Origin of the sequence: Marinobacter azerbaijanicus (assembly GCF_030250645.1) — a bacterium.
GTDB classification, from domain to species: domain Bacteria; phylum Pseudomonadota; class Gammaproteobacteria; order Pseudomonadales; family Oleiphilaceae; genus Marinobacter; species Marinobacter azerbaijanicus.
On record NZ_JASSVS010000009.1, the window covers coordinates 140,890 to 166,007 of the forward strand.

Sequence of the window (25,118 nt, forward strand, 5' to 3'; positions counted from 1 at the left end):
GCCTGCCGTAAAGCCCTGGTCATCAGCCCAGTCGCCGGAGTGATTGAACCCCGGTGACTGGCCCTGTATATTTTACGTACAGGGTTAGCCCGAGGCTCGCTGTATTTCAGGGAAGGAGGCAGCATGAAAGCACAACAGCACCCGGATCTTGGTGCGTCGCTTGAGCAAAGCCGCTCAGGGCTCCGGGACACCCATCGCCGCTCGCTGATGCGGACGCTGTTTCTGGTTACTGGTTCCGCGCTGGTGGTGTTCGGCTGCCTGCAGGTTCTCAACGGCTATCTCTGGCTGGCTGCCGGGGAATTTGTCGCCAGTGCACTACTGTTCCTCGGTGTCACTCGCATCGACCGGACACCCCATCTGCAAATCTGGATATACAGCTACCTGGTCACCGGATTTTCTTTCGCCCTGCTGATCATGGTGGTGCCTGACGCCTCGGTTGCCGCCTTTGTGTGGGTTCTTATGATGCCGGTCCTGGCCTATCTCCTGCTGGGCAAGAAGGAAGGTCTCCTGCTCAGCGCGCCGTTTATGGTGGCGGGGTGTGTTACCTACTACATCCATCTGGAGTTCATCGCCGACGCGGGGGGCATGATTGACCTGTTGAACATGGTGCTTTGCGCTGTGCTGATGCTGGGCTTCATACACCTTTATGAAACCCGCCGTGAGGAAGCTGAGCAGAGGCTGTTCACCCTGGCACAGACCGATGCGCTTACCGGCCTGTCAAACCGGGCCAGCTTCCAGAGTAGCCTTGGAAGGACCATTGCAGAGTCCGCCCGCAGTGGCGCTGGCTTTGCGTTGGTGATCATGGACATCGACCATTTCAAGGTGGTGAATGACACCATGGGCCATGAAGCCGGTGACCGGGTGTTGCGTGATGTCAGTCAGCGTCTTACTGAACGTCTGCGAATCACCGATTCCGTCGGCCGTCTGGGAGGGGAAGAGTTCGGCCTGATCCTGCGGGATGTGAAACCTGAGGACTCCTTTGAACTGATGGACGAGCTGCGTCAGCGTATCGCTGACAGTGAGCTGCAATATGGAGAAGCCGTGATTCGTGTGACCGCCTCTTTCGGTATTGCCCACTACCCTGAGAATGGCTCCGAAGCCGAAACCCTGTTCCGGATAGCCGACCACTGTCTATACAGCAGTAAGCGTTCAGGCCGTAACAGGGTGATCCGGGCGGGCGTCACTGCCGTCAAAAATCCGAGGCTTGCGAGCAGGCAGCATGTGTGAACTTCTGGCCATGAGTGCCAACACGCCGACGGATCTCTGTTTCAGTTTCACGGGGCTGACCCGTCGCGGAGGCGAAACCGGTCCCCACAAGGATGGCTGGGGTGTGGCGTTCTATGAGGGCAAGGGGGTGCGAGCCTTCCACGAACCCGGGGCCAGCGCCAATTCCCGCATCGCGGAAATGGTACAGACACACCCCATCAAGAGCGAAGTGGCTATCTGTCATATACGGCAGGCCAATGTAGGTTCAGTGTGCCTGGCCAATACCCATCCGTTTATCCGGGAGCTCTGGGGACGCTACTGGACGTTTGCCCACAACGGACAGCTCGCCGGGTTTACTGCAAGCCCCGGATTTTACGAACCGGTTGGCGATACCGACAGTGAGGCGCTGTTTTGCGATATTCTCAATCACCTGCGCAGTGAGTGCGATCGCCATGCTCCCCCCGAGCTAGTGGCCGAGACTCTGGTTCGGCTTTCCAGCGGCTACGCCCGCCAGGGTGTTTTCAACCTGCTGCTAAGCAACGGCGACTGGCTGTTTACCTACTGCACTAACAGGATGGCCAGCATTACCCGCCGCGCCCCTTTCCGCCCCGCGCGCCTCAAGGACGCAGACGTCACCGTGGATTTCGAGGCAGAAACGACCCCCAACGACATCGTAAGCGTGATTGTGACCGAGCCACTCACATCCGATGAACACTGGGACATCTACCAGCCGGGTGAGTGGCGGATGTGGCAACAGGGGGTCGTTATCCTCAAGGGTGTTACTGGATCGTCCGGCGGTTCCCACCACGATACTCCGGCGCAATATACTCGTTGATCTGCTCCTTGAAACGGGCAATCAGCTCACTGTTGTCATGATCCCAGGGGTGGAATCCCGGCTTGAAGTATTCCAGCCAGGTGGGAATCAGGCTCGAGAAGGTTCCGTTCCTACCCCACATCCGCCACAGGCTTCGGGCACCGTCCTTCAATGAGAAGTTCTTGCGGTCGTTCAGCATCATTCGCGTGGTGAAGTAACTGGCCATCACGCCCAGTGCCGCGGTGCTGAAGGCCAGGTAGAAGGTGCGCTCTGCGTAGGTGCCGCCGGCCTGGCTGAACACATCGTAGGCCACCGCCTTGTGCTCGGTTTCTTCGATGGCATGCCATACCCAGAGCGGGCGCATGGTTTCGTGCATGTCCTCGCGAACATCGTCCCGCTCCAGCAGCATATCTGCCATCATCGCCGTCATGTGCTCCAGGGCGCAGGTGATGGCCAGCTGGTGGCGTTCAGGCAGCTTTTTGGCAAGGCCCAGCACCACTTCCAGATGTGCCTCCAGTTCCTCCACCGGCATGCCCTGATCCCGTACATGCTGGTTCATGGCCTTGTGCTCCAGGGAATGCATGGCCTCCTGGCCGATGAAGCCGCGCACGTCTTTTTTCAGCTTGGGATCTTTGATCTGGTCCTGGAAGTAGCGGACCGAGTCCACGAAAAACTGCTCGCCCTGGGGAAACAGGACAGACAGCGCGTTCATGGTATGGCTCAGGGTATAACTCTTGTCCAGCCAGTAATGAGGGACTTTTTCGCCGAATTTGAACCCCATGCGCTGGGGTTTGATGGCGACATTCTCCGGTGTGCGTGCAACCGGCGCGGGTTCAGTGGTTTTCGTTCTCAGCATGTCAGTACTCCTGCGCGTTGGCGCTATGGCTGATGTGATGGCATCAGTGTGGGTGAGTCAAGCCAGGCTTGGAATGCGAAAAGGGGACGGCCATCGTGGAGTAGGGGCCAGAGCTGGCCTCAATTGACTGTGCTGACGTGGTTGCAGGTGCCTCCAGTCACAGTGTCGCTGTGCCGGGCTTCTGATAGCATCGGAAGCAATGAGTCCTTCCACAACAATAAAGGTACCTGCATGACGAATCCGGGCCCGGAAAAAGAACGGCAGATGCTGGGACTGTTTCTGGTTCCTGGTGTGTATCTCCGGGTGCTGGCGGACGTAGTGCGGCAACTGGGGTACAACGACCGCGCCCTGTATGAAGGCATGGAGTTCACGCCCCAGGACCTGAAATCGAACGACAGCCGGGTGTTCGTAACCGACGCCATCGTGATGGTAGAGCGGGCGCTGAACCTCGCCGGTAAGGACGGCCTGAGTTTCATGCTGGCGCGGGAGTTAAGGGTAACAATTCACGGCACCCTGGGCTTTGCAGCCCTGACCAGCCCTACCCTTGCCGGCGCCCTGGATTCGGTCCGGCGTTACCTGCAGCTGCGAGTCCCCTTCCTCACCATGGTTCTGACCGACACCGGCGATCATGTGCTGGTGCGATTACGGACGGAATTTGACGTGCCCACCGGCTACCGTTTCCTTGCGGAAACCGTGAGCGCCACGCTGATGATGCTGGCGGAACAATTGATTGACCGTGAGGACGCTGAAAAACAGGGCTTCGCCCTGACGGACGGCAAGCTCCCCGGTGTGAAAGTGCAACTGACCTCGCCGGAACCCTCCTATTACCGGAAGTTTGCCTCCCAGTTGCCGGTACCCTTCGAATACGGTCAGCCAGAAGAAACCATGGTGTTCCCCAAGGGCCTGCTGGACACCAGAATGCGGCTGGCGGACGCGGAAGCATCCCGGATGGCGCGGGACCAGTGCGAGCTCGAGCTGCAGAAAGCGCTGAAGGACCAGGGTGACATCACCTATGCCATTCGCAACATGCTTCACGTGATGCCAGGGCCGTTGCCCTCACTGGAGGCCATGGCGGAACGTTTCTGCGTCTCGTCCCGTACCCTGAAGCGGCGGCTGGCGGAGAAAGACACCACCTATCGGGAAATTGTGGAAGCCGTACTGAAAGACCGGGCCATCCAGCTGTTGCGCTACACCAACCAGTCGGTCAGCGAGATCGCCTACGAGCTGGGGTACGCCGACCTGTCCAACTTCAGCCGCGCTTTCCGCAAGTGGACTGGGAAGTCCGCCAGTGAATTCCGTGAGGGTGGTCCTGATCCGGCTCCTGAGGTTGGGCCTTGAGTTTGGTGCCTCCGGTCCTTTTGCCTCTGGCTTGGGAGCGTGGTTGCGGGGTGGTGGTATTTATTTTTTTCGAAAAATGAACTCGCTTCGCTCAGACACCATTTTTTGCGAGAAAAAATAAATACCACCACCCCACACCCATTTACCATGGAGAAGGCTGTCTTTCGGTTTCGTCACTTTTTTCAGTTTGTAATCGCGGACTATGCCCTAATAGTCTGACGGACGGGGGGATGGGATATTTTTCCGCCAGGAAAAAGGTGTCTGAGCGAAGCGAGTTCTTTTTCCCAAGGAAAAATATCCCATCCCCCCGGCCAGGCACCCTACCCAGCAGGCTGGGGCCAACGATTCAGGCCAAAACCAAAGTCAAAAGGAAACCAAATGGAAACGAACCAGGATACCCACAGCAAACTCATCGGCTACCTGCTCTGGATCTTCGGATTCCTGGGGGCACACCGGTTCTACTATGGCAAACCCATTACCGGCACCATCTGGTTCTTTACCCTCGGGTTGCTGTTTATCGGCTGGATTATTGACCTGTTCCTGATACCCGCCATGGATCGAGAGGCCGACATACGGTACGAAGCCGGTGAGGTGAGTTACAACATCAGCTGGATTCTGCTCACGTTCATCGGGGTGCTCGGCATCCACCGGATGTACATGGGCAAATGGATCACCGGCATTATCTATCTGCTTACCGGCGGCCTGTTTCTGCTGGGCGTGCTCTACGACTTCTGGACGCTCAACGATCAGATATCCCAGCGTAATCGAGAGAAAAGATTCGGTTAAAGCTCAAATACCGGCGGCACTTTCCAGTTCCGCCAGGCCCTCTTCCAGGTAATCCAGCATCCTCTGCAGGCTGGGGAGCGTGCGGCGGCAGCCGATCAGTCCGAACTCTATCTGGTCGCAGTAGCTGGTCAGGGTCATGTTCAGGGCGATCCGGTCCATGGCAATGGACACGGGGTACATGCCTTCCAGTTTTGCACCGTTCCAGTAACTGGGTTCCTTCGGCCCCGGGACATTGGAAATCACCACATTGAAAGTCTGCCACTTCGGTGCCAACCCGGTCAGCAGGTTGAAGCCTGCGGGCGCCAGCAATAACGCCGTATAGTTCAGGATCTCCTCTGGCGACATGCTGGCGTATCGTTCTTTGGAGGCTTTCACATCCTCATGGATATAGCGCAACCGCTCGGCGGGATCGTTCAGATGGGTGCCCAGCGAGGCCAGGATAATGCCCACCTGGTTGCCGCCTGAGCTGTCATCCTTGCGCAGGGAGACCGGCACCATTGCCACCAGTGGTTTTTCCGGCAGTGCGTCCTGGTTCATCAGGTAGGTTCGCAGCGCGGTGGCGCACATGGCCATGACCACATCATTGACCGTTGTCTCGTAGGCCTTGCAGACCGCCCGGATACGTTTCAGGCAGTAGGATTGGGCCGCGAAGCGGCGGGAGCCGGTTATCTTGCCGTTAAGGACACACTGGGGGGCATGGAATATGGAGTCGTAAGCCGGGTCTTTTCGCGCCCGGTTGACCGTGCTCAGCAATGCTCTGGTGACGGCAGGTACCGTGCCCAGCTGTTTACCGGATTCCCCCAAAAGATGGGCGACATTGCGCCACATGGAGGGGCCGCTATCGTCGATGCCGGGGCGGCTGCGAGGCGGTAGAGCCCAGATCGGGGGCATGTTCCGTTCATCCGGGTTTCCGGACAGCATACGCTGGAACAGTCGCATCGCTGACACGCCGTCCACCAGGGAGTGATGTACCTTGGTGTAAACAGCGAACTGCCGGTCTTTCAGGCCCTCGATGAGGTGGAACTCCCACATGGGTCTCTCACGATCCATCAGATGGCTGTGCTCAGCGGAGATGAATGCCAGCAATTCACGAATCCGGCCGGGAGTGGGCAGAGCCTCGAAGCGGAAATGGTGCTCCAGGTCCAGGTGCTCGTCTTCCACCCAGAATGGCTGGCCGAACCGGTTGATCAGTCGCTGGTCGAACGGCGGTGTGACGGTGCTCTGTTCCCGCAACTGGTCCGCCAACTGAGCCACATAGTTATCCGGTGCATCCTCGGGGAAGGAAAACAGCTGCAGGCCGCCGACATGCATCGGCTGTTGGCGCTTTTCCAGCCAAAGAAACACCTGGTCTAACGGGCTCAGTGGTTTCACGGTACAAATCTCGCATTGTTCTGGTTGTTGTCTGGTCGCCAGTGTTGCAGCATTTAAGGTTCGGTGGAAGTACCGGTTGCCGGCTGAACAGGCCTGAAACACCGATTTCGACAGGTCTGGCCGGGAATTCGGGACGTAGGTTTAAATGAATTTCAGGAGACAGAATTCAACGCAGGAATCGCACAAGGATAAAGAGGTAACTCAGTGAAACCAATCGTGTGGCAACTGGCTGTCATGCTCGGGTTGTGGTGTTCTTCGCTATCTCTGCTTCAGGCGCAGGAGCGCCCCGGGGTAGAACTTGAGCAGGTCAGAACCTCAGACATCATCAGCGAAGTCAGCCTGAACGGTACTGTCAACGCACTGCGTACGTCTCTGCTTTCCACGGCGGTAGCCGGGCTTGTGGAGGATGTACGGGTTGAAACCGGAAGCAGGGTTGCCAAAGGCGATCTTCTGGTAGCTCTGGATGATGAGCAGGCGGAGTTTGAACTGGCTAGCGCCCGTGCCGAGGCGGCCGAAGCTCGTGCCCGGCTTGAAGAGGCAGAGCGAAGACTGGCGGAAGCCCGCTCGGTGGGCGCCGGTCGCAATATTGCCGCCACTGAAGTACGTGCCCGCGAGAGCGAAGTCGCGGCCACGGAAGCCACGCTCGCCCGACTGCGAGCCGAGGAGAAACGTCGCCAGGTTGTACTCAAGCGTCACCGCGTCGAAGCGCCATTCGACGGTGTGATCAGTGATCGAGCCAGTGATCTTGGAGAATGGGTCTCCCCCGGCGACGAATTGCTTACCCTGGTAGACATAACCAATCTGCGTCTGGATTTCCGGGTGCCCCAGGATTACTACTACCGCATCAACGATGATTCGCAATTACTTGTGAAGGTGGATGGTGCCGGCCGGGAGTCAGTGCCGGCCACCATTGAGTCCCTGGTGCCGGTCAGCGACCCTCGGGCCAGAACCTTCCTGATGCGGGCGACGGGGCCTGAAGAACTGGCTGTGCTGCCCGGCATGGCGGTGCAGGCAACGTTACGGGTCTCCACGGGTGAACAGGGGCTGACCGTCTCCCGGGATGCCATCAACCGTTACCCCGACGGCCGCATTACAGTCTGGATTGCCGAACCGGTGGACGACGACCTCTACGAAGTCCGGGAAAAGCGGGTAGAGGTAGGCTCCAGCTTTGACAACCGCATGGAAATCCTCAGCGGCCTGGAGGGCGATGAGAAAGTGGTGATCCGCGGTAATGAGTCCCTCGAAGATGGCGCCAGGGTAAGGCTGGCTGAGCGGGGCTCGCGCTGATGTTCGCCGGCGTCATTCGCCACGGCACCCTGGTGACCGTGGTCACGCTGATTCTGGCCATTATCGGTGCCGCTGCGGCGCTGCGTATCCCGGTACAGATGATTCCGGACCTGGAGGTCCGCACCATCACCGTGGAAACACAGTGGCCGGGGGCGACGCCACAGGATATCGAGAAGGAAATCCTGATCGAACAGGAGCGTTATCTCCGCAACGTGCCCAACCTGAGCGAGATGGCCGCCACCGCTTCCAGCGGGTCTGCCGAAATCGAGCTGGAGTTTCCTTTCGGTGTGGATATCACTGAGACCCTGATCCAGGTGAACAATGCCCTGAGCCAGGTTTCCGACTACCCCGCCAATGTGGATGAACCGCGTATTGTGGCGGCTTCCTTCTCCTCCAACGCCTTTATGTATTTCCGGGTATCCACCCTGCCGGACAATCCCCGGGAACTGGATATCGACCTGATGCGGGATTTCGTGGAAGACCGGGTTCGCCCGCGCATGGAGAGCGTGGCCGGTGTGTCGGAAGTCACGGTGGGTGGCGGCGCTGACCGCCAGATGCAGATCACCGTGGACGAAGCAAAACTGGCACAGCGCGGCCTGAGCCTGCTGGACCTGCGGGACGCCATCACCAGTCGTAACCGGGACGTGTCCGGCGGCGAAGTGGACGCGGGCAAGCGCCGCTATCTGCTGCGCACCGTCGGGCGGTTCCGCGATATTGAGGAGCTGCGTAACCTGGTGGTCTCCCGCAGCGGCGACAGCGTGGTCAGGCTGTCTGACGTGGCAACCGTGGCCCAGGACCATTCCCGCATCCGCGAACTGTCATTTATCAACGCCGGCGGGTACTGGGCCTGCAGGTGCGGCGGGAAAGCGGCTCCAACGTCATTGAGATCAAACGTGGCATGTTGGAGGAAGTAGAGAGCATCAACCGGGAAGTCCTGGAACCAGAAGGCATGCAGCTGGCCCTGACTGCCGACGATGCCCGCTATGTGGAAGCCTCGGTCGCCAACGTCTGGACCAACCTGGGTATTGGTGCCGTGTTTGCCACCCTGGTGATGTTCCTGTTTCTGCGTTCATCCAGGGCAACCTTTGTGGGCGTGGTGGGTATTCCGCTTTGTGCCATTGCCGCATTTCTGGGGCTGATGATCACCGGCCGCACCATCAACGTGATTTCCCTGGCCGGTGTTGCCTTTGCCATCGGCATGACAGTGGACAACAGTATCGTGGTACTGGAAAACATCGAACGTCATCGTCGGCTGGGCCTGGACAGGTTCGAGTCGGCGCTCAAGGGGGTTCAGGAAGTCTGGCCTGCGGTACTGGCTTCCACCATGACCACCATCCTGGTGTTCCTGCCGATCCTGTTTATCGAGGAAGAAGCGGGGCAGCTGTATTCCGATGTGGCTATTGCTATCTCGTCAGCCATATTCGCTTCGATGCTGGTGGCTGTAACACTGATTCCAACCCTCAGTGCACGGCTGGATTTCGGGAATGGTAAGGGCAGGATCGATCAGTATGGCAACACCGTGTCACCAGGGTGGGCCAGCAGGGTGGTGGCAGCGGTGCGCTGGATGGTCAGCGGCACTGTCAGACGGTTTGTGGTGATTGTGGGAACCGTCGCGCTGAGTTTCTGGATCATCGTTTTCCTGACGCCGCCTGCGGAATACCTGCCGGAAGGTGAGGAACCGAAAACCTTCGCGTCCATGAATGCCCCGCCGGGTTACAACCTGACCGAGATGGCAAGCATTGCCAAGCAGGTGGAAAACCGCTTCCTGCCCCACGTGCAGGCAGAGCGGGACGCCTATGAGAGCGGCGAAACCCCGATCCCGCCGCTGGCCTACCTGAACATGCAGGTGAGCCCCACCAACGTGCGAATCATCGCGGAGACCATCAACCCCCGTGACATTGAAGTGCTGATGGATGAAATTACCAGCTTCTACGAGCAGTTCCCGGGCATGCGGGCGTTCGCCGCCAAGGGCTCAATCATCTCCAGCAACGACGGTGGCACCCGTAGCATAAACCTGGACATCTCCGGGCCGGATCTGGCCTCCATCTATAAAGTCGCCAACACGGCCTATGGCCGCGCCCAGAAAATCTTCGACAACCCCCGCATCCAGACCCGGCCAGCCACGCTCTCCCTGGCCCAGCCTCTGATCCAGGTGCGGCCTGACTGGGACCGGGCCGCGGAACTGGGCCTTGGCACCGAGGCAATCGGTTTCACTGTGGCGTCACTGACCGAAGGCTCCTACGTGGACGACTTCTTTCTGGACGACGACAAGATCGACATTTACATCTACGGCAGCGAGGGCAGAAACCCGAGCCTGGACGAGCTGCCGGATGTAATGGTCCACACCCCCCAGGGAGCCACCCTGCCGTTATCGAGCCTGGCGACCATCGAGGAAACCGTGGATACCAGCACCGTGCGCCGTCTGGACGGCCGCCGTACCGTCACCCTCAACGTGATCCCACCAGACGATGTACCGCTGGAAGCCGGCGTTGAACGGGTCCGCACGGAACTGCTGGACGCCATGCGCGACAGCGGCGAGCTGCCCACCGGCGTGTCCATAGACATCTCCGGCGCCAGCGACCAGCTCAACGCTACCCGTGATGCCCTGAGCGGCAATTTCATCATTGCGGTGGTGATTGTCTATCTGCTGCTGGTGGCCATCTTCGCCCACTGGGGCTTCCCGCTGCTGATCCTGACAGCCATTCCATTGGGCGTTGCCGGTGGTATCGTTGGCCTGGCACTGATGAACCTGGTAGGCGGCTTACTGCCAAAGATCGGCCTGCTGCCTCTGAGCCAGCCCTTCGACATGATCACCATGCTGGGCTTCCTGATCCTGATGGGCACGGTGGTGAACAACCCGATCCTGGTGGTGGAGCAGGCAAGGCAGAACCTGCGTCATCGGGATATATCGGTGGTGGATGCGGTCATCGGCGCGGTGGAAACCCGCCTGCGGCCGATTGCCATGACCACCCTAACCACCATCTGCGGCCTGTCCCCGCTGGTCTTCCTGCCGGGCGAAGGCACCGAGCTTTACCGCGGTGTGGGTGCTATCGTTCTGTTCGGTCTGGCTGGGGCGGCTACGGTGACTGTTACCTTTTTGCCGGCGCTTACGGTGTTTGTTCTGGGGTGGCGGCGTCGGTGGGCTGGTGGCTAGCCTGGGGGGAGTCGCCGCTTCGGGGGGTGGGGTTATTTTTTCTTTGGGAAAAAGAACTCGCTTCGCTCAGACACCTTTTTCCTGGCAGAAAAAATAACCCCACCCCCCAATCGGCTTTTTTAGCCTTGGCGAAGGCCTACCGGGAGCAACTCTAAGGTTATGCGGCGGCCGATTCTTTGTTGACCGTCGGGACTTCAACCCGGACGTTGTTGCCATCGAGCAGGACCGGGTAGGTTTTAACGGTTACCTCCTCATCTTCCAGGCATTGACCGGTCTGCAGGTTGAAATGCTGCTTGTACAGCGGTGAAGCCACCACCGGCTGTCCTTTCAGATCACCGGTAATACCTCTCGCCAGCACGTTCTTGCCGGTAAACGGATCGGTATGGCTGACAGCAAACAACGCCGGCAACCGATGCGGCAAATAAAACACCGCCACCGGCCCATCCTCGGTCCAGACCGCCACACCGGATTCCGGCACAAGGTCATCAACGGTGCAAACAACATCCCAGGAAATGCGTGCTCTCATAACGTTCTCCAATTTCAATGTGGTTTATTCAAAGTGTTGATTTGGGCTCTGCAGCGTCTATAACCAGCGAAAACCCGCTACTGGATAGGTATTCAAACAGCGAAAACTGGTGACCCGATGAGCGTGGGGGTGCGAAATTTTTTCCGCCAGGAAAAGATGTCTGAGCGAAGCGAGTTCTTTTCCCAAGGAAAAATATTTCGCACCCCCGCGCTCCGCCCCCAAACCACCAGTCCTAAGCAGGCTCCCCCTCAACCAAAGGCCGCCTCTGATCCCGCTCAGTAGTCCATTGTTGAACCGGATCTTTCTTGGACGGCGCATTAACAAACTCCCGAAACCGCTTCCGTTTCTCAGGATCCTCAACGGCTGTTTTCCACTCGCACTGATAGGTACCAACCAGATCCGCCATGTGCTGTTCCAGCTCGTCACAGATGCCCAGGCTGTCCTCCAGAACCACCTGTTTCAGATAGTCCAGACCCCCTTCCAGGTTCTCCATCCACACACTGGTACGCTGCAGGCGGTCAGCGGTGCGCACGTAGAACATCACTACCCGGTCAATGGTGCGTATCAGCTCCTCATCAGACAGATCGGTGGCGAACAGGTCTCCGTGACGCGGGCGCATGCCGCCGTTGCCGCAGACGTAGAGGTTCCAGCCGTTTTCGGTGGCAATCACGCCGAAGTCCTTGCTCTGGGCTTCCGCGCATTCACGGGTGCAGCCGGACACGGCCATCTTCACCTTGTGTGGCGCACGCAGGCCCTTGTAGCGATTCTCCAGGGTGATCGCCATGCCCACGCTGTCCTGCACGCCGTAGCGGCACCAGGTGTTGCCGACGCAGGATTTTACCGTGCGCAGGGACTTGCCGTAGGCGTGGCCGGTTTCGAAACCGGCGGCGATGAGTTTCTCCCAGATGTCCGGCAGTTCGCTCAGGGTGGCGCCGAACAGGTCCACACGCTGGCCGCCGGTGATCTTGGTGTAGAGGTTGTATTCCTTGGCCACCTCGCCCAGCACGATCAGCTTGTCCGGGGTGATTTCACCACCGGGAATGCGAGGCACAATGGAATAGGTGCCGTTTTTCTGCATGTTGGCCATGAAGGTGTCGTTGGTGTCCTGCAGGGGCACATGGTCGGTGGCCAGGATGTGCTCGTTCCAGCAGGTGGCAAGGATGGAAGCCACCGCCGGCTTGCAGATGTCGCAGCCGTGGCCCTTGCCGTGCTCGCGGATCAGCGTGCGGAAGGTGCGGATGCCGTTGACCTTGACGATGTTGAAAAGGTCCTGGCGGCTGTACGGAAAGTGTTCGCAGATGTCCTTGCTGACCTCCACGCCGCGTTTTTCCAGCTCGCTGTCCACCACGTTCTTCAGCAAGGCGGCGCAACCGCCGCAGCCGGTACTGGCCTTGGTCTCGGCCTTGACCGAACCCAGGTCGCTGCAGCCGGCATCAATCACGCCGCAGATATCGCCCTTGGACACGTTGTGGCAGGAGCAGATGGAGGCGGTTTCCGGCAGGGCGTCGGGGCCCAGGGCCGGGGCGCCGCCCTGGCTTTCCGGCAGGATCAGGGTCTCCGGCTGCTCGGGCAGTTCAATGCCGTTGAGGGCGTATTGCAACAGGGTGTCGTAGTGGCTGTTGTCGCCCACCAGGATGGCGCCCAGCAGCGTCTTGCCGTCTTCACTGATCACCATGCGGCGGTAGTGGCCGGCCTGTTCGTCATTGAAACGGATGTTGCGGGCGCCCGGTGTTGTGGCATGGGCGTCGCCAATGGAACCTACATCCACCCCCAGCAGCTTGAGTTTGGTGCTCATGTCGGCGCCGGTGAAGGCCGCTTCCTGGTCGCCATTGAGCACGGAGGCCAGGGTGCGGGCCATGGTGTAACCGGGGGCCACCAGTCCGAAAATTTTCTCGCTCCACAGGGCACACTCGCCGATGGCGTGGATGTGTGGGTCCGAGGTGGTGCACTGGTCGTTAATGACAATACCGCCGCGCTCGCCAATGGCCAGGTCGCAGGAGCGGGCCAGGGCATCCTGGGGGCGGATGCCGGCGGAGAAAACGATCAGATCGGTTTCCAGGTGAGAGTCGTCACTGAAGTTCATCCGCAGGCGGGCGTCCTCACCCTCAACGATCTCGGTGGTGGCCTTTTCGGTGTGCACCTGCACGCCCAGTTCCTCGATCTTATGCTTGAGCAGGGCGCCGCCGTCGGTATCCAGCTGCACTGGCATCAGCCGGGGTGCAAATTCCACCACGTGGGCTTCCAGGCCCAGGCTCTTGAGGGCGTTGGCCGCTTCCAGGCCCAGCAGGCCGCCACCGACCACCACACCGGTTTTGACGCCGTCGGCGCTGGCACGGATGCTGTCCAGGTCTTCCAGGGTACGGTAAACGAGACAGTTGGGATGTTCATTGCCCTTGATGGGCGGCACAAATGGGTAGGAGCCGGTGGCCAGCACCAGTTCGTCATAGCCGTAGTCGCCCATGGGTGTGGTGATGGTCTGTTTGTCGCGGTCGATGCCGGTGACCTGTTCGCCCAGGCACAGGTCGATGTGGTTTTCCGCGTACCAGTCGGCAGTACCCATGGCCAGGTCGGCGTGGGTGGAGCCGCTGAAATACTCGGACAGGTGAACCCGGTCGTAAGCCAGCAGCTTCTCCTCTCCAAATACCTTGATCTCGAAGTCCGCCGCAGCGGGCGTTGCCGCCAGCTGCTCCAGGAAATGATGGCCGACCATGCCGTTGCCGATTACGATCAGGGTTTTCTTGCTCATGGTAATTCCTCTCTCTGTTCCCGGCCGCTTTACGCGGCTTCGCAGTAGTGCTTGCCAAAGGCCAGATGGGCCCGGTAAGGGCTGATGTCATCGGCCTGTTGAATGCGTTCGCTGTACCAGGGGCCGTCGCTGGTTTCGCCAAATAACACAGCACCGGTCAGGCGATGGCCGCGCACCAGTAGCCGGCAGTAGCGATTGGTTTCATAGTCCTGCCAGACCACGGATTCGGTATCCGCGTCCGCTTCGGTCTGGCCGCAGGAAAAAATGGGAATGCCGCTGATTTTCAGGCGTGTGGCAATAATGGATGGCACAAAGGCTGCTTGGCTGTCCGGTTCACTCAACACCTGTGCCAGCACGTCAGCCTGTTGATAGCCTGGCTCCACCAGCCCGAAGGTCTGGCTGCCGACCTGGCAGCACTCGCCCAGTGCGTAGATGTGCGGGTCGCTGGTTTGCAGTTGTGGAGATACCCGGATGGCTCGCGCGTAATCCAGGCCGGCTTCGCGGGCCAGCTCCGTGTTTGGGGTGATACCGGCAGCAATCACCACCAGGTCGGTGCTGATCAGGGTTTCATCATCCAGTTGCACCGCGCGCACCAGGTTGCGGCCCAGCAGGGCAACGGGGGAGGTATTGGTGCGAACCGACAGCCCGCGCTCAGTCAGCGACTCTTCCAGTAATGCGCCACTGGCCTGGTCCAGTTGCCGGTTGAGAAGGTGCCCGTTGCGATGCAGCACGGTGACAGCCATCCCGCGGCTGCGTAAGCCTTCGGCGGCCTCCAGCCCCAGGAATCCGCCACCGATGACCACAGCCCGGCGGTGGCGCTGGCTGATGTTGATAAGCCGGCGGGTATCCTGCAGGTCCCGGAAGCCCATGACGCCTTCCAGATGCTCACCGTCCAGGCCGAGGCTGGCGGAGCGGGAACCGGTTGCAAGCACCAGGCGGGAATAGGGCTGAACCACCCCACCCTCGGTGCTGACGGTCTTCTCTGCGCGGTTGATGGCAACAACCGGATCGCCCTGGTGAACCTCAATGTTGTGCTTCCGGTACCAGTCAGGTTGTTGCAGTTGCAGGCTGTCTTCACTGGCATCGCCCGCCAGTACGGCCGAAAGCTGGATACGGTTGTAGGCCGGCGTTGCTTCACCGTTAAAAACCACAATCCGCTCGAAAGGGCTTTGCGGCTGCTCAACCAGTTTTTCGAGCAGACGCTGGGCCACCATGCCGTGCCCACAGATAACAAGAGTCTGTTCTGTCTCTGCGTTCATAATCGTCATCCCCTGTTCTGCCCGAACAAAAAAAGCCGGAGCATCTCACCCCCGAAGGGGGTCGATGGTCCGGCACCAATGCCAACAACAATGATCTGATGGTCCGGCCGATCCGTGGCCGGGACGTTCTTCCCTATATTTGTAGTAGCGAAGGCCGTGCCAACATAATAATTCTATTATTTACAGCTAGTTATGCTTAAAGCCTTTGAGGCTGGCACGGAATTCATGCGCTTTGACAGGGCGAGTGCACCGGATGAGTGCTTTGAACCGGCGCGAGAGCCCGCCATGCCCCAATGAGCTCAGGCGATGCGGCGAACCGGGCTTTCCTCGCTTTTGTTAACCACCTCAGGCGAGTTGTCCTCCTGAACGGGAACTTCGGCGTCGGCAGTCTGCTTCTCTTGCTCATTCTCCTCTTTGCCGGGGAAACGCTGCTTCTCGTAAAGGAAAGACAGCACCGCCTGGCGGTAACGCACGTACTCGGGGTGATCAGCCAGGGTTACCCGGTTGCGGGGCCGTGGCAGATCGATATGCAGTTCCTCGCCAATGGTGGCGGCAGGGCCATTGGTCATCATCACAATCCGGTCCGACAGCAGCACCGCCTCGTCCACATCGTGGGTGATCATGATCACCGTGCTGTTCAGGTCCTGCTGGATCTTCATCAGCGAATCCTGAAGATGGGCCCGGGTCAACGCATCCAACGCCCCGAAGGGTTCGTCCATCAACAGCACACTGGGCTTCATCGCCAGTGCCCGTGCAATGCCCACCCGCTGCGCCATGCCTCCGGATATCTCGCCGAGGCGTTTATCCAGGGCGTGGTCCATGTTCACGAGCTTCAGATTGTGCAGAATCCACTCGCGGCGCTCCTTTTTACTCATGGACTTTTTGAACACCTGTTGAACTGCCAACTCCACGTTTTCATACACCGTCAGCCAGGGCATCAGAGAATGATTCTGGAATACCACCGCCCTTTCAGGTCCTGGAGTGTTTACTTCATGTCCGTCCAGAACACAGCCTCCACGAGTAGCCTGAAGCAGGCCGGCGACGATATTGAGTACGGTGGATTTACCGCAACCTGAATGACCGATTAGCGATAGAAACTCGCCCTTACGAATTTTAAGATCGACATTTTCCAATGCCACAAATGGCCCATCTTTGGTATCAAAGGCCATCTGTACATTGGTCAATTCAAGATGCGACTTGCTCATGTTCTCTCTCCTCTAGGTTCTGAGTACGAGCTGGCAGGGAGGGTGGTCCGGGGCACGCTGTAAATACGTCCCTGTACGCTCGACAAAAACATCCCTGTTTTTGACGTCCCCGGACCACCCTCCCTGCCAGCTCTATGCCGAGTTCTATTCGTTCCACGCTACTTTTTTCTGTATCACCAGCATGATTCGATCTAGCAGAAATCCTATAAACCCGATCGCTAATACAGCCACCATGATTCGACTCAGGGATTCACTGCTGCCGTTCTGGAATTCGTCCCAGACGAATTTGCCGAGGCCGGGGCTCTGGGCGAGCATTTCGGCGGCAATCAGCACCATCCAGGCGATGCCCAGTGACACTCTTAGACCGGTAAAGATCATAGGAACGGATGACGGCAGCACGACTTTGCGAACGTGGGTCCAGAACGACAGGCGAAGGACCTTGGAAACATTCAGCAAGTCTGGATTTACTGCTGAGACACCCACACTTGTGTTGATCAACGTGGGCCAGAGGCTGCATAAAGTAACGGTGATCATCGAGGTCAGGAACGACTTCTCGAACATCGGGTCGTCACTGACGTAGGTGGCAGAGACCACCATGGTTACCAGCGGTAGCCAGGCCAGCGGGGATACCGGCTTGAAGATCTGGATCAAGGGATTCACCGCTGCCGAAAAATGGCGGTTCAGGCCGATAATGATGCCCAGAGGCACGGCGATAATGGTGGCCAGTACGAAACCCGCCAGCACGGTGCCGAGGCTGGTGAAGATCTGGTCAATAAACGTGGGCGCACCGGGGTAGTCGCGGATCTTTACTTCCGCGTCCGGGTTCTCGGCCAGGATGCGCTCATTGCGTTGTTCCTGCATGGTCACGAACTGAGCCGCCCGGTCCCGCTGGTTGCTGTGCTCCTGCCAGAGCTGGCCGGTCTGCTCCAGCACCTGGGCCGGGCCCGGGAAGGCGCCCAGGGAGGTCTGTACCTGCGGGGCGGCCAGGTGCCAGAAGCCCAGGAACAGGGCAATGCCAATGGTGGGCAGCAGCAGCTGGCGTCCGGTTTCGGCCAGGCTGCGTCCGGACAGTTTTTCAGTCAGTGCACGGAGCCATCGTTGGCCTTGTGATAACGAGTCGGTGTGGCTGAGCGTTGTCATGTGATGTCTCCTGACACTCAATGCTTAGGGGGTTTGCGAGCCTTTCAGGCCAATCTCGAAACTGTCGATGTAGGCGTTGGGCGCTCTGGGAGTGAAGGCCACACCGTCGATCAGCTCGCCCTGGTGAGGGCGGGTGAAGTTCTCTGCATCCAGGTCCGGGAAGTCCTCTGCACTAAGGGTGCCATCTTCGATCAGCGACCGGGCGGCTTCCTTGTAGATGTCGGCGCGGTAGACTTTGGCTGCTGTTTTCATATACCAGTCGTCGGATTTCGGCTCCGGGATCTGGCCCCAGCGGCGCATCTGGCTCAGGTACCAGATGGCGTCGGAGGGGTAGGGATAGGTGGCGTAGTAGCGGAAAAAGACATTGAAGTCGGGCACCTCACGAACATCCCCTTTCTCGTATTCGAAGGTGCCGGTCATGGAATTGGCAATCACTTCTTCGTCGGCGCCCACGTAGCTTGAGCGTGACAGGATCTTCACCGCCTCCTGGCGATTGGCGTTGTCGTTTTCGTCCAGCCAGTGCGCCGCGCGAATCAGCGCGCGCAGCAGTCTCAGGTGGGTGTTGGGGTACTTGTCGGCCCAGGCTTCTGTCACCCCGAACACCTTCTCGGGGTTATTGGGCCAGATTTCGTAATCGGTAATCACCGGCACGCCAATGCCCTTGAAAACGGCTTGCTGGTTCCAGGGCTCGCCCACGCAGTAGCCCTGGATGGTGCCGGCTTCCATGGTGGCCGGCATTTGTGGTGGAGGTGTGACAGACAGGTGAACATCGGCGTCGATCGTGCCGCTGGTATCTCCCCGTTGTGGGGCGTAGAGGCCCGGGTTCAGGCCACCCGCCGCCAGCCAGTAGCGCAATTCGTAGTTGTGGGTGGAGACCGGGAACACCATACCCATGCGAAAGCGTTCGCCTTCATCACGGTACTGCTCGATCACGGGTTTCAGGGCAGCGGCACTGATTGGGTGGGCCGGCTTGCCGTCCTCGTTCCTGTTGATGTGTGGGCTCATCTGTTCCCAGACATCGTTGGAAACGGTAATGCCATTGCCGTTCAAGTCCATGCTGAATGCTGTGATGATATCTGCCTGGGTGCCGTAGCCGATGGTGGCACCCAGTGGCTGTCCGGCCAGCATGTGGGCACCATCCAGGGTGCCAGTCACAACGCCGTCCAGAAGTACTTTCCAGTTGGCCTGGGCTTCCAGCTCCACAAACAGGCCTTCGTCCATGAAGAAGCCCTGTTCCCACGCGATAGCCAGTGGGGCCATATCCGTAAGTTTGATGAAGCCGAGCTTCAGGTCCGGCTTTTCTGCCGGGCCGATCCCGGCCTGTGCTGTGCCTGCCAGTATTAGTAGCGTGGCTGCGAGTGTTTTCAGTTTCATGGTGCTCTCCCGGAGTATGTTTCAGACAAAAAAAAGCCTGCCCCCCGTTTCCGGGACGCAGGCCTCAATGCCTGATGTTCTGTCAGTTTTCATCACTGTCATTTGCCGGAACAGTGAATGCAGGATCGTCTGGTGTCTATTAAGCAGACGGCATGCCAGTTCTGTATGTGTTTGAAATTAAATGATCATTAAGAGTTATTGGTGTCAGTTTCCATGCTCGGGCCCGGTTCTGGTGGCCGTTTTAGTGCGTGATGCATCGTTGTTGGGCGGTCTTGAGGCTTCATGACTGCCTGCCATCCAGTCATGAAGGTGCTCCCCCAGCAGACGGTCGCTGGACACATTGACGGGCCCGTAGTGACCGGAAAGGGTGAACGGGATCTGGTGCCGTCCTTCCGTCTTGCTGTCGATGACCGGTGTGTCGATGCCCATGGAGGCGGCGGCATCCCGGAACAGGTCCGGGCGAACCACCTGGCGCAACATCGAGCCGTTGACCGGGCCCAGTTGTCCGCGCAGAGTCAGCCGAGTGGCCAGCCAGTGGGCCTGCGACAACCAGGGGAAGTTGGCCGAGTGGCGGAAGAAATGCTGTTCCAGCCTTGGGTGGAAAAGGCTGTAGGGGTGGTTATCCAGTACATTGATCTGTTCGCCCAGGTATTCCGGTTTCGCAAGAATTTCCCGTAGCAGGCGGTGGTTATGGGTGTTGTCCAGCCACCGACAGGCGGCGAGCAGGGCGCGTAGCAGACGCCTGTACATGACGCCGTGTTGCGATAACCAGTCAGCTCGCATACCCAGGACTTTTTCCGGAGCGTTCTGCCAGATCTGATGGCCGGAATGAAGGATGCGGCCCAGTTCTTCATACTCCAGCAGGCTGTTCCAGGGCTCGCCCACGCAACAGCCCTCGATGGCATTCGAGCGGAATGCATCCACCATCTGGACCGGTGAAACCGGAATAATCTGGGTATGACTTTCCACCTCCGGGCCTGCGGAGGCCAGCCAGTCCCGAAGCTGAAGATCGTGGCTGGACCACGGCGCCACGGAAGCCAGCCGTATTGGTTTGCCTCTGTCCTTTGCCACCCGGACCAGCTCGCGGGCAGTGGCGATGGGGTTGTCGAGATCGGTGGTTGAACGAACCAGTTGGTGATGAAGCTGATTACCCAGGGTGATTCCGTTACCATTACGGCTCAGTACCATGCCTACCACTATGGGTACCCTGGGCCGGTCGCTGGCCAGGGACATGCTCAGAGGCATGGGAGCCAGCATGTGTCCGCCATCGAGCAGGCCAAACGTGACTTTGTCACGCAGCGAAGCCCATGAGCCCTCTCTAACCAGCTCGACATCAAGCCCTTCGGCATCGAACAGTCCTAACTCGCGGGCAACAATCAGTGGCGCACTGTCGAGGAGTGGTACGAAACCGAGCCGGACATGGAATCCGGGGTGTTTGTGGATTGGCGTTGGCTGGACCATCGTGACTCCGTAAGACCTTGACTGGCGCTGTTACGAGGCTTTCTGCGCCGGCTTGTCGGATCCCTGGCTGCGGCTCTCGATCAGCGATATAACGCGTCCTGCCATGACCGCCAGCCGCTCGCTGTGTTCCATGGCGGAGCTGCGCAACAGACGGTAGGCGGTTTCCTCGTCGCAGTGTTCATGTCGCATGATGAGGCCCTTCGCCTTCTCGATAATCTTGCGGTCCTCCAGCGCCGAGCGGGTTTCCTCCAGCTCGGTGCGCAACGCCTGAAAGGATTCAAACTGGGCCACCGCCGAGTCAATGATCGAGCGAACCCGTTCCGGCTGTATGCCGTCGACGACATAGGCGCTGACACCCGCCTTTACCGCCGCATGTATGGTGGCGCGATCGCCTGGTCGGTCGGCAAAGAAGACAATGGGCCTGGGTGCATGGGTATTGAGCGTGCTCATGTTTTCCAGGGTGTCCCGGTCTGGCGAGTCCATATCGATGATCACCATGTCTGGCTGGTCCCGGGCCACTGCTGCTGTCAGGCCATTGGCATCGGGGCGCTGACGGATCACTTCATGGCCTTCGTGCCTGAGGGCGGCACAAACCTGACTTGCCCGTTCGGGGTCCTTGTCTATCAGAAGGATGCGAAGGGGTTCTGGCGAATTCATGATGGTTACCTCAACTGAATAGTCGTTGACGGTGACTGGCTAACCGTTCAGCAAAGCCTTTCCCGTCCTGGCAGTCGCAGCTGCAATAAATCTGCCAGGGTGCTGCAACGCCTTCTGTCCGTGTTTGTCAGCGAATTCCGGAATGCCTTTGGCGTGTCCCGGTAAGGGAAAACTGCGCAGTTGTTGGGCGTTTTTTGCCGGTGTTGCACCGTTTTGATTCTGAATGGATGGTGAAGCTCCCGGTTTTTAAAGGCTGAAGTGCCGCTGCAGACAGATTGGGCAGGTGATGGCCCTGGATTTGCAGGTAGCCGGGCGTTGTATGAATAGCCCGGGAAGATGAAGGCCCGGTGAATAAATCTGGCAAAGAGGCCCGCCTGCCCCGTCTGTCTGGTCACAGATCCGGGGCAGTGCGGGCCTTTTTTTGTGATGCTCAGGAGATGTCGTGGATTCACTGAAAGCCGGTAACCCCTCTGTCCATACTACCTGCCCCTATTGCGGAGTCGGGTGTGGTGTTGTCGCCAGTCCCGACACCCGACAGCCGGTGGCGGGCGACGCTGAACACCCGGCAAACCAGGGAAGGTTGTGCGTCAAGGGCGCCAGTCTGCACGAGACCACCGGGCACGAAGGACGATTGCTGTTTCCGGTTATCAGGGGCCATCGGGCTGGATGGGATAAGGCCATTGAGGAGGTGGCGAAGGCAATTCGCAGCAGCATGGACGCCTACGGGCCCGAGTCGGTGGCCTTCTACCTGTCCGGGCAGTTGTTGACCGAAGACTATTACGTCGCCAACAAGCTGGCCAAGGGCTTTATACGCACACCCAATGTGGATACCAACTCCCGGCTCTGCATGTCGTCAGCGGTGGCTGCCCATAAGCGCGCTTTTGGTGCCGATGTGGTGCCCGGCTGTTATGAGGATCTGGAACTGGCGGATCTGTTGGTGCTTGCGGGCAGTAATGCGGCCTGGGCCCACCCTGTGCTTTACCAGCGCATGAAAACCGCCGCCCGCGAGGGCCGCCGGGTGGTGGTGATCGATCCCCGGCGCACCGCCACCAGCGAGCTGGCAGATCTGCACCTGCCGCTCCGTCCCGGTACTGATACGGTCCTGTTCAATGGTTTGTTGGGTTGGCTGGCGGACGGGGACGGGCTGGACCAGGCCTACATCGACCATCATTGCCAGGGGTTCGGTGAAGCCCTGGCGAGTGCAAGGGCGGCAGCGCCGGATGTGGCGTCTGTGGCCAAACAGTGTGATTTGCCACGGCAGGATGTGGAAACCTTCTATCGCTGGTTTACATCAACGCCACGCACGGTTACCGCCTTCTCCCAGGGGATTAACCAGTCCGTTGCCGGCACCGACAAGGGCAATGCCATTATCAACTGCCACCTGGCCACAGGGCGTGTTGGCAAGCCCGGTGCAGGGCCTTTTTCACTGACCGGCCAGCCCAACGCCATGGGTGGCCGGGAAGTGGGTGGCCTGGCCAACACGCTGGCCGCCCATATGGATTACGACAGCCCTGATTCCAGGTCAAAAGTGGCCGGCTTCTGGGGCACCAGCTCGGTAGCTGACGGTCCCGGGCTGAAGGCTGTGGATATGTTTGAGGCGGTTCACCGGGGGGATATCCGGGTGCTCTGGATTATGGGTACCAACCCGGCAGTCAGCCTGCCGGATTCGACACGGGTCCGGGAAGCACTGGCACTTTGTCCCACGGTGATCGTGTCCGACTGCGTGAGTCAGACCGACACAACCGCCCATGCCGACATACTGCTACCCGCCGCAGGCTGGGGTGAAAAGGATGGCACGGTGACCAACTCGGAACGGCGTATCTCGAGACAACGCAGCTTCCTGCCCCTGCCCGCCGAGGTGAAGCCGGACTGGTGGATAGTGAGTTCGGTGGCGGGAAAGCTGGGCTTTGCAGAGGCCTTTGATTACGACCGCCCTGCGGACATATTCCGCGAGCACGCCGCTTTGTCGGCTCACGAAAATGGTGGCGAACGAATCTTCAATCTCGCCGGACTGGCAGGCCTGACGGATACTGGCTACGACGCTCTGGAACCAGTGCAATGGCCAGTACTGTCGGGTGCTGGTGCAACTGGCTCGTCCCGCCTTTTTACCGATGGCCGCTTTGTAACCGACGACCATCGCGCCCGGTTTGTTGCCATCAACACGATATTGCCTGAACAGAAAGCCTGCGATGGGTATCCCATGGTGGTCAACACCGGTCGCATAAGGGACCAGTGGCATACCATGACCCGAACCGCCAGTGCGCCACGACTGCTGGCGCACAGATCCGAGCCATTCATTGAAGTTCATCCGCACGACATGGCGAGACTGAAGCTGCTGGAAGGACATCTTGGTCGGCTGACCCTGAAAAACGACCACTTTGTGGGGCGGGTGCGCAGCAGTGGCGAACAGCGACCGGGGGAAGTCTTTATTCCCATCCACTGGAACCGCCAGTTTGCCTCCAGTGCCGTGGCTACCGTGTTGACGGAATCGGTAACGGACCCCGTCTCTGGCCAGCCCGAAGCAAAACACGGCCGCGCATCCCTGACCCCGTTCCGCGCAAGCTGGCACGGACGGCTTCTGGTTCGCCGTAATCGGCCCCGACGCTGGCTGGCGGACTACTGGTGCCATGTGCCGCTCCATCACTGTGACAGCTGGTGGATCGCAGGGGGGCAGCCCGTCCAATGGCAGGGTGCCGTGAGCGACTGGCTTGGAGGGGCCGCCCATGTCGTTATGGCCGATCCGGCACAGGGGTGTTTCCGCGCCGCCCGTATCATCAATGGCCAACTGGAAGCTGTATTGATGGTGGATCATGACCCGGCCAGGATTCCGAAGGCGGGTTGGCTGGATGACTGTTTCTCCGAGCCGGAGTTGTCAGAATCCAGCCGCAGAACTCTGCTGGCGGCCCGCGACGTGGATGTAGAAGACCCGGGGGCCATTATCTGCAGTTGTTTTCAGGTGGGCGAGCGCCAGATCGGGGCTGCTATTGCCGACGGGGTGGAATCGGTGCAGGGGCTTGGCGATCTACTTCGTTGCGGTACCAACTGCGGCTCCTGTATTCCGGAATTGCGTAACCTGATTGACGGTTCAGTCGGCGAGAGGGTGTAGCAGAACGGCTGGCACTCTATACCGCAATCCACGGCATGGCCCCGTCCCTTCGACCGTACAGGTTTTCCGGTTTACCCGGATAATCGTGCCTTGCATGTGCCGCGTACTGGTACCAAACCCAACGCTGTCCCCCACTGACCATTTCGCCATCAACTGGCGCGTATCCGTGGACTGGATCGGCTCATGGGGTAAAGGTATGCCGGCACGCTCTGCCTGTTCTGCCAGGTGGCGCTTGGCAGCATCGGCGCCACCGCTGTCGTGAAGTTCATCCAGTATGCGGTAGAAATGCGGGTTATGGACGGAGCCGTGATAGCGTTGGCCGGCTACATGCTGGAGCAAGTGTGCAAATTCGTGGCAACAGGTGTGCGCCAGCAGATTCAGTGTGGTGACCTCGCCCTCAAAATACTTGCGCTGCCGTATCTCCCGCCCGGAAAGCCAGCCGGCGACAGCATCAGGCTGGTGCTTGGACATGATCATGCGCTTGCCATAGGTAATCTGGTGTTGTTTCAACCGCGGATCAAATCGGTGGTAGGTGGCCTGGCCGGAGCCGACCCGGCAAAGCAGGGTTGTGGCCGGAGCCTGTTTGCGGACCCAGTTCTGCGCGGGGGACCAGAGAACCTCTTGGGTTACGGCGCACATCAGTTCGCCGAGACGAATGGCGTAATTTGTGGAAATGGTCATTCTGGGGGAGCCTGAGTCTGTGTCTTCTACCGCTAATCTGCCTGAACTCGCTAAGGGTACCTTTCGGTTCACGAGTTTGCTATGGCTCTGTTCCGCTGACGACCGATAGAGCTCGCTGTGCCGACGAAGCCGTTGCTTGAATCGGCGCTCT

At 59.3% G+C, this 25,118-nt stretch carries 19 protein-coding genes; 8 read left to right on the forward strand and 11 right to left on the reverse strand.

The features are described 5' to 3' along the window. Positions 1-123 precede the first annotated feature (123 nt). Together QPM17_RS16845 and QPM17_RS16850 are read left to right on the forward strand one after the other, a co-directional pair. A complete protein-coding gene (locus QPM17_RS16845) occupies positions 124-1,227 on the forward strand; it encodes a GGDEF domain-containing protein (RefSeq protein ID WP_285392094.1) in 1,104 nt (367 codons plus the stop codon). Then, positions 1,220-2,041: a class II glutamine amidotransferase gene (locus tag QPM17_RS16850; protein ID WP_285392095.1), complete on the forward strand. Its 822-nt coding sequence runs from the start codon at positions 1,220-1,222 to the stop codon at positions 2,039-2,041. Before QPM17_RS16845 ends, QPM17_RS16850 begins: the two co-directional genes overlap by 8 nt. Here QPM17_RS16850 and QPM17_RS16855 read toward each other — a convergent pair. Further along, positions 1,986-2,876 carry a metal-dependent hydrolase gene (locus QPM17_RS16855; RefSeq protein WP_285392096.1) on the reverse strand — a complete coding sequence of 297 codons (891 nt, stop codon included), beginning with the start codon at positions 2,874-2,876 and terminating at the stop codon, positions 1,986-1,988. The two genes, QPM17_RS16850 and QPM17_RS16855, sit on opposite strands and share 56 nt — an antisense overlap. Positions 2,877-3,107: 231 nt before the next feature. Here QPM17_RS16855 and QPM17_RS16860 point away from each other — a divergent pair, with 231 nt between their 5' ends. Beyond that, a complete protein-coding gene (locus QPM17_RS16860) occupies positions 3,108-4,214 on the forward strand; it encodes a helix-turn-helix domain-containing protein (RefSeq protein ID WP_285392098.1) in 1,107 nt (368 codons plus the stop codon). A 378-nt stretch (positions 4,215-4,592) separates the two neighbouring features. Continuing rightward, on the forward strand, positions 4,593-5,000 hold the full coding sequence (locus QPM17_RS16865) for an NINE protein (protein WP_285392099.1): 408 nt from the start codon (positions 4,593-4,595) through the stop codon (positions 4,998-5,000). A gap of 3 nt (positions 5,001-5,003) precedes the next feature. Here QPM17_RS16865 and QPM17_RS16870 read toward each other — a convergent pair whose 3' ends face one another. Beyond that, positions 5,004-6,371, reverse strand: coding sequence for a WS/DGAT/MGAT family O-acyltransferase (locus tag QPM17_RS16870; protein ID WP_285392100.1), 1,368 nt, complete (start codon positions 6,369-6,371; stop codon positions 5,004-5,006). 204 nt (positions 6,372-6,575) lie between these two features. Between QPM17_RS16870 and QPM17_RS16875 the strand changes: the two genes are divergently transcribed. The 3 genes from QPM17_RS16875 to QPM17_RS16885 are packed head-to-tail and all read left to right on the forward strand — an operon-like array spanning position 6,576 to position 10,812. Continuing rightward, positions 6,576-7,658: an efflux RND transporter periplasmic adaptor subunit gene (locus QPM17_RS16875; protein ID WP_285392101.1), complete on the forward strand. Its 1,083-nt coding sequence runs from the start codon at positions 6,576-6,578 to the stop codon at positions 7,656-7,658. Next, positions 7,658-8,572 (forward strand): efflux RND transporter permease subunit, encoded by a 915-nt coding sequence (locus QPM17_RS16880; protein ID WP_285392102.1) that lies wholly within the window; start codon positions 7,658-7,660, stop codon positions 8,570-8,572. Before QPM17_RS16875 ends, QPM17_RS16880 begins: the two co-directional genes overlap by 1 nt. Continuing rightward, positions 8,512-10,812 carry an efflux RND transporter permease subunit gene (locus QPM17_RS16885; RefSeq protein WP_285392103.1) on the forward strand — a complete coding sequence of 767 codons (2,301 nt, stop codon included), beginning with the start codon at positions 8,512-8,514 and terminating at the stop codon, positions 10,810-10,812. The genes QPM17_RS16880 and QPM17_RS16885 overlap by 61 nt, the downstream gene beginning before the upstream one ends. A 157-nt stretch (positions 10,813-10,969) precedes the next feature. On the opposite strand, the gene nirD is transcribed toward QPM17_RS16885, so the two are convergent. The 8 genes from nirD to QPM17_RS16925 form a co-directional block, all read right to left on the reverse strand. Continuing rightward, positions 10,970-11,338: a nitrite reductase small subunit NirD gene (gene nirD, locus QPM17_RS16890; RefSeq protein ID WP_285392104.1), complete on the reverse strand. Its 369-nt coding sequence runs from the start codon at positions 11,336-11,338 to the stop codon at positions 10,970-10,972. Between the two features lie 232 nt (positions 11,339-11,570). After that, the gene (gene nirB, locus QPM17_RS16895; RefSeq protein WP_285392105.1) at positions 11,571-14,084 is read right to left on the reverse strand and encodes a nitrite reductase large subunit NirB; all 2,514 of its coding nucleotides are present in this window, start codon (positions 14,082-14,084) and stop codon (positions 11,571-11,573) included. A 29-nt stretch (positions 14,085-14,113) separates the two neighbouring features. Further along, a complete protein-coding gene (locus tag QPM17_RS16900; RefSeq protein WP_285392106.1) occupies positions 14,114-15,343 on the reverse strand; it encodes an NAD(P)/FAD-dependent oxidoreductase in 1,230 nt (409 codons plus the stop codon). Between the two features lie 299 nt (positions 15,344-15,642). Continuing rightward, a complete protein-coding gene (locus QPM17_RS16905; RefSeq protein WP_422732778.1) occupies positions 15,643-16,548 on the reverse strand; it encodes an ABC transporter ATP-binding protein in 906 nt (301 codons plus the stop codon). Positions 16,549-16,692: 144 nt separating this feature from the next. Continuing rightward, positions 16,693-17,688, reverse strand: coding sequence for an ABC transporter permease (locus tag QPM17_RS16910; protein WP_285392107.1), 996 nt, complete (start codon positions 17,686-17,688; stop codon positions 16,693-16,695). A 24-nt stretch (positions 17,689-17,712) separates the two neighbouring features. After that, positions 17,713-19,062, reverse strand: coding sequence for a CmpA/NrtA family ABC transporter substrate-binding protein (locus QPM17_RS16915; RefSeq protein WP_285392108.1), 1,350 nt, complete (start codon positions 19,060-19,062; stop codon positions 17,713-17,715). Between the two features lie 204 nt (positions 19,063-19,266). Next, entirely contained in the window at positions 19,267-20,523 is a 1,257-nt protein-coding gene (locus QPM17_RS16920; protein ID WP_285392110.1) for an ABC transporter substrate-binding protein, read from the reverse strand. A gap of 30 nt (positions 20,524-20,553) precedes the next feature. After that, positions 20,554-21,180: an ANTAR domain-containing response regulator gene (locus QPM17_RS16925; protein ID WP_285392111.1), complete on the reverse strand. Its 627-nt coding sequence runs from the start codon at positions 21,178-21,180 to the stop codon at positions 20,554-20,556. Positions 21,181-21,622: 442 nt separating this feature from the next. Here QPM17_RS16925 and QPM17_RS16930 point away from each other — a divergent pair, with 442 nt between their 5' ends. After that, positions 21,623-24,286, forward strand: coding sequence for a nitrate reductase (locus QPM17_RS16930; RefSeq protein WP_285392112.1), 2,664 nt, complete (start codon positions 21,623-21,625; stop codon positions 24,284-24,286). On the opposite strand, the gene QPM17_RS16935 is transcribed toward QPM17_RS16930, so the two are convergent. Then, positions 24,266-24,967 (reverse strand): hypothetical protein, encoded by a 702-nt coding sequence (locus tag QPM17_RS16935; protein WP_285392113.1) that lies wholly within the window; start codon positions 24,965-24,967, stop codon positions 24,266-24,268. The genes QPM17_RS16930 and QPM17_RS16935 overlap by 21 nt on opposite strands. Positions 24,968-25,118: the final 151 nt, after the last annotated feature.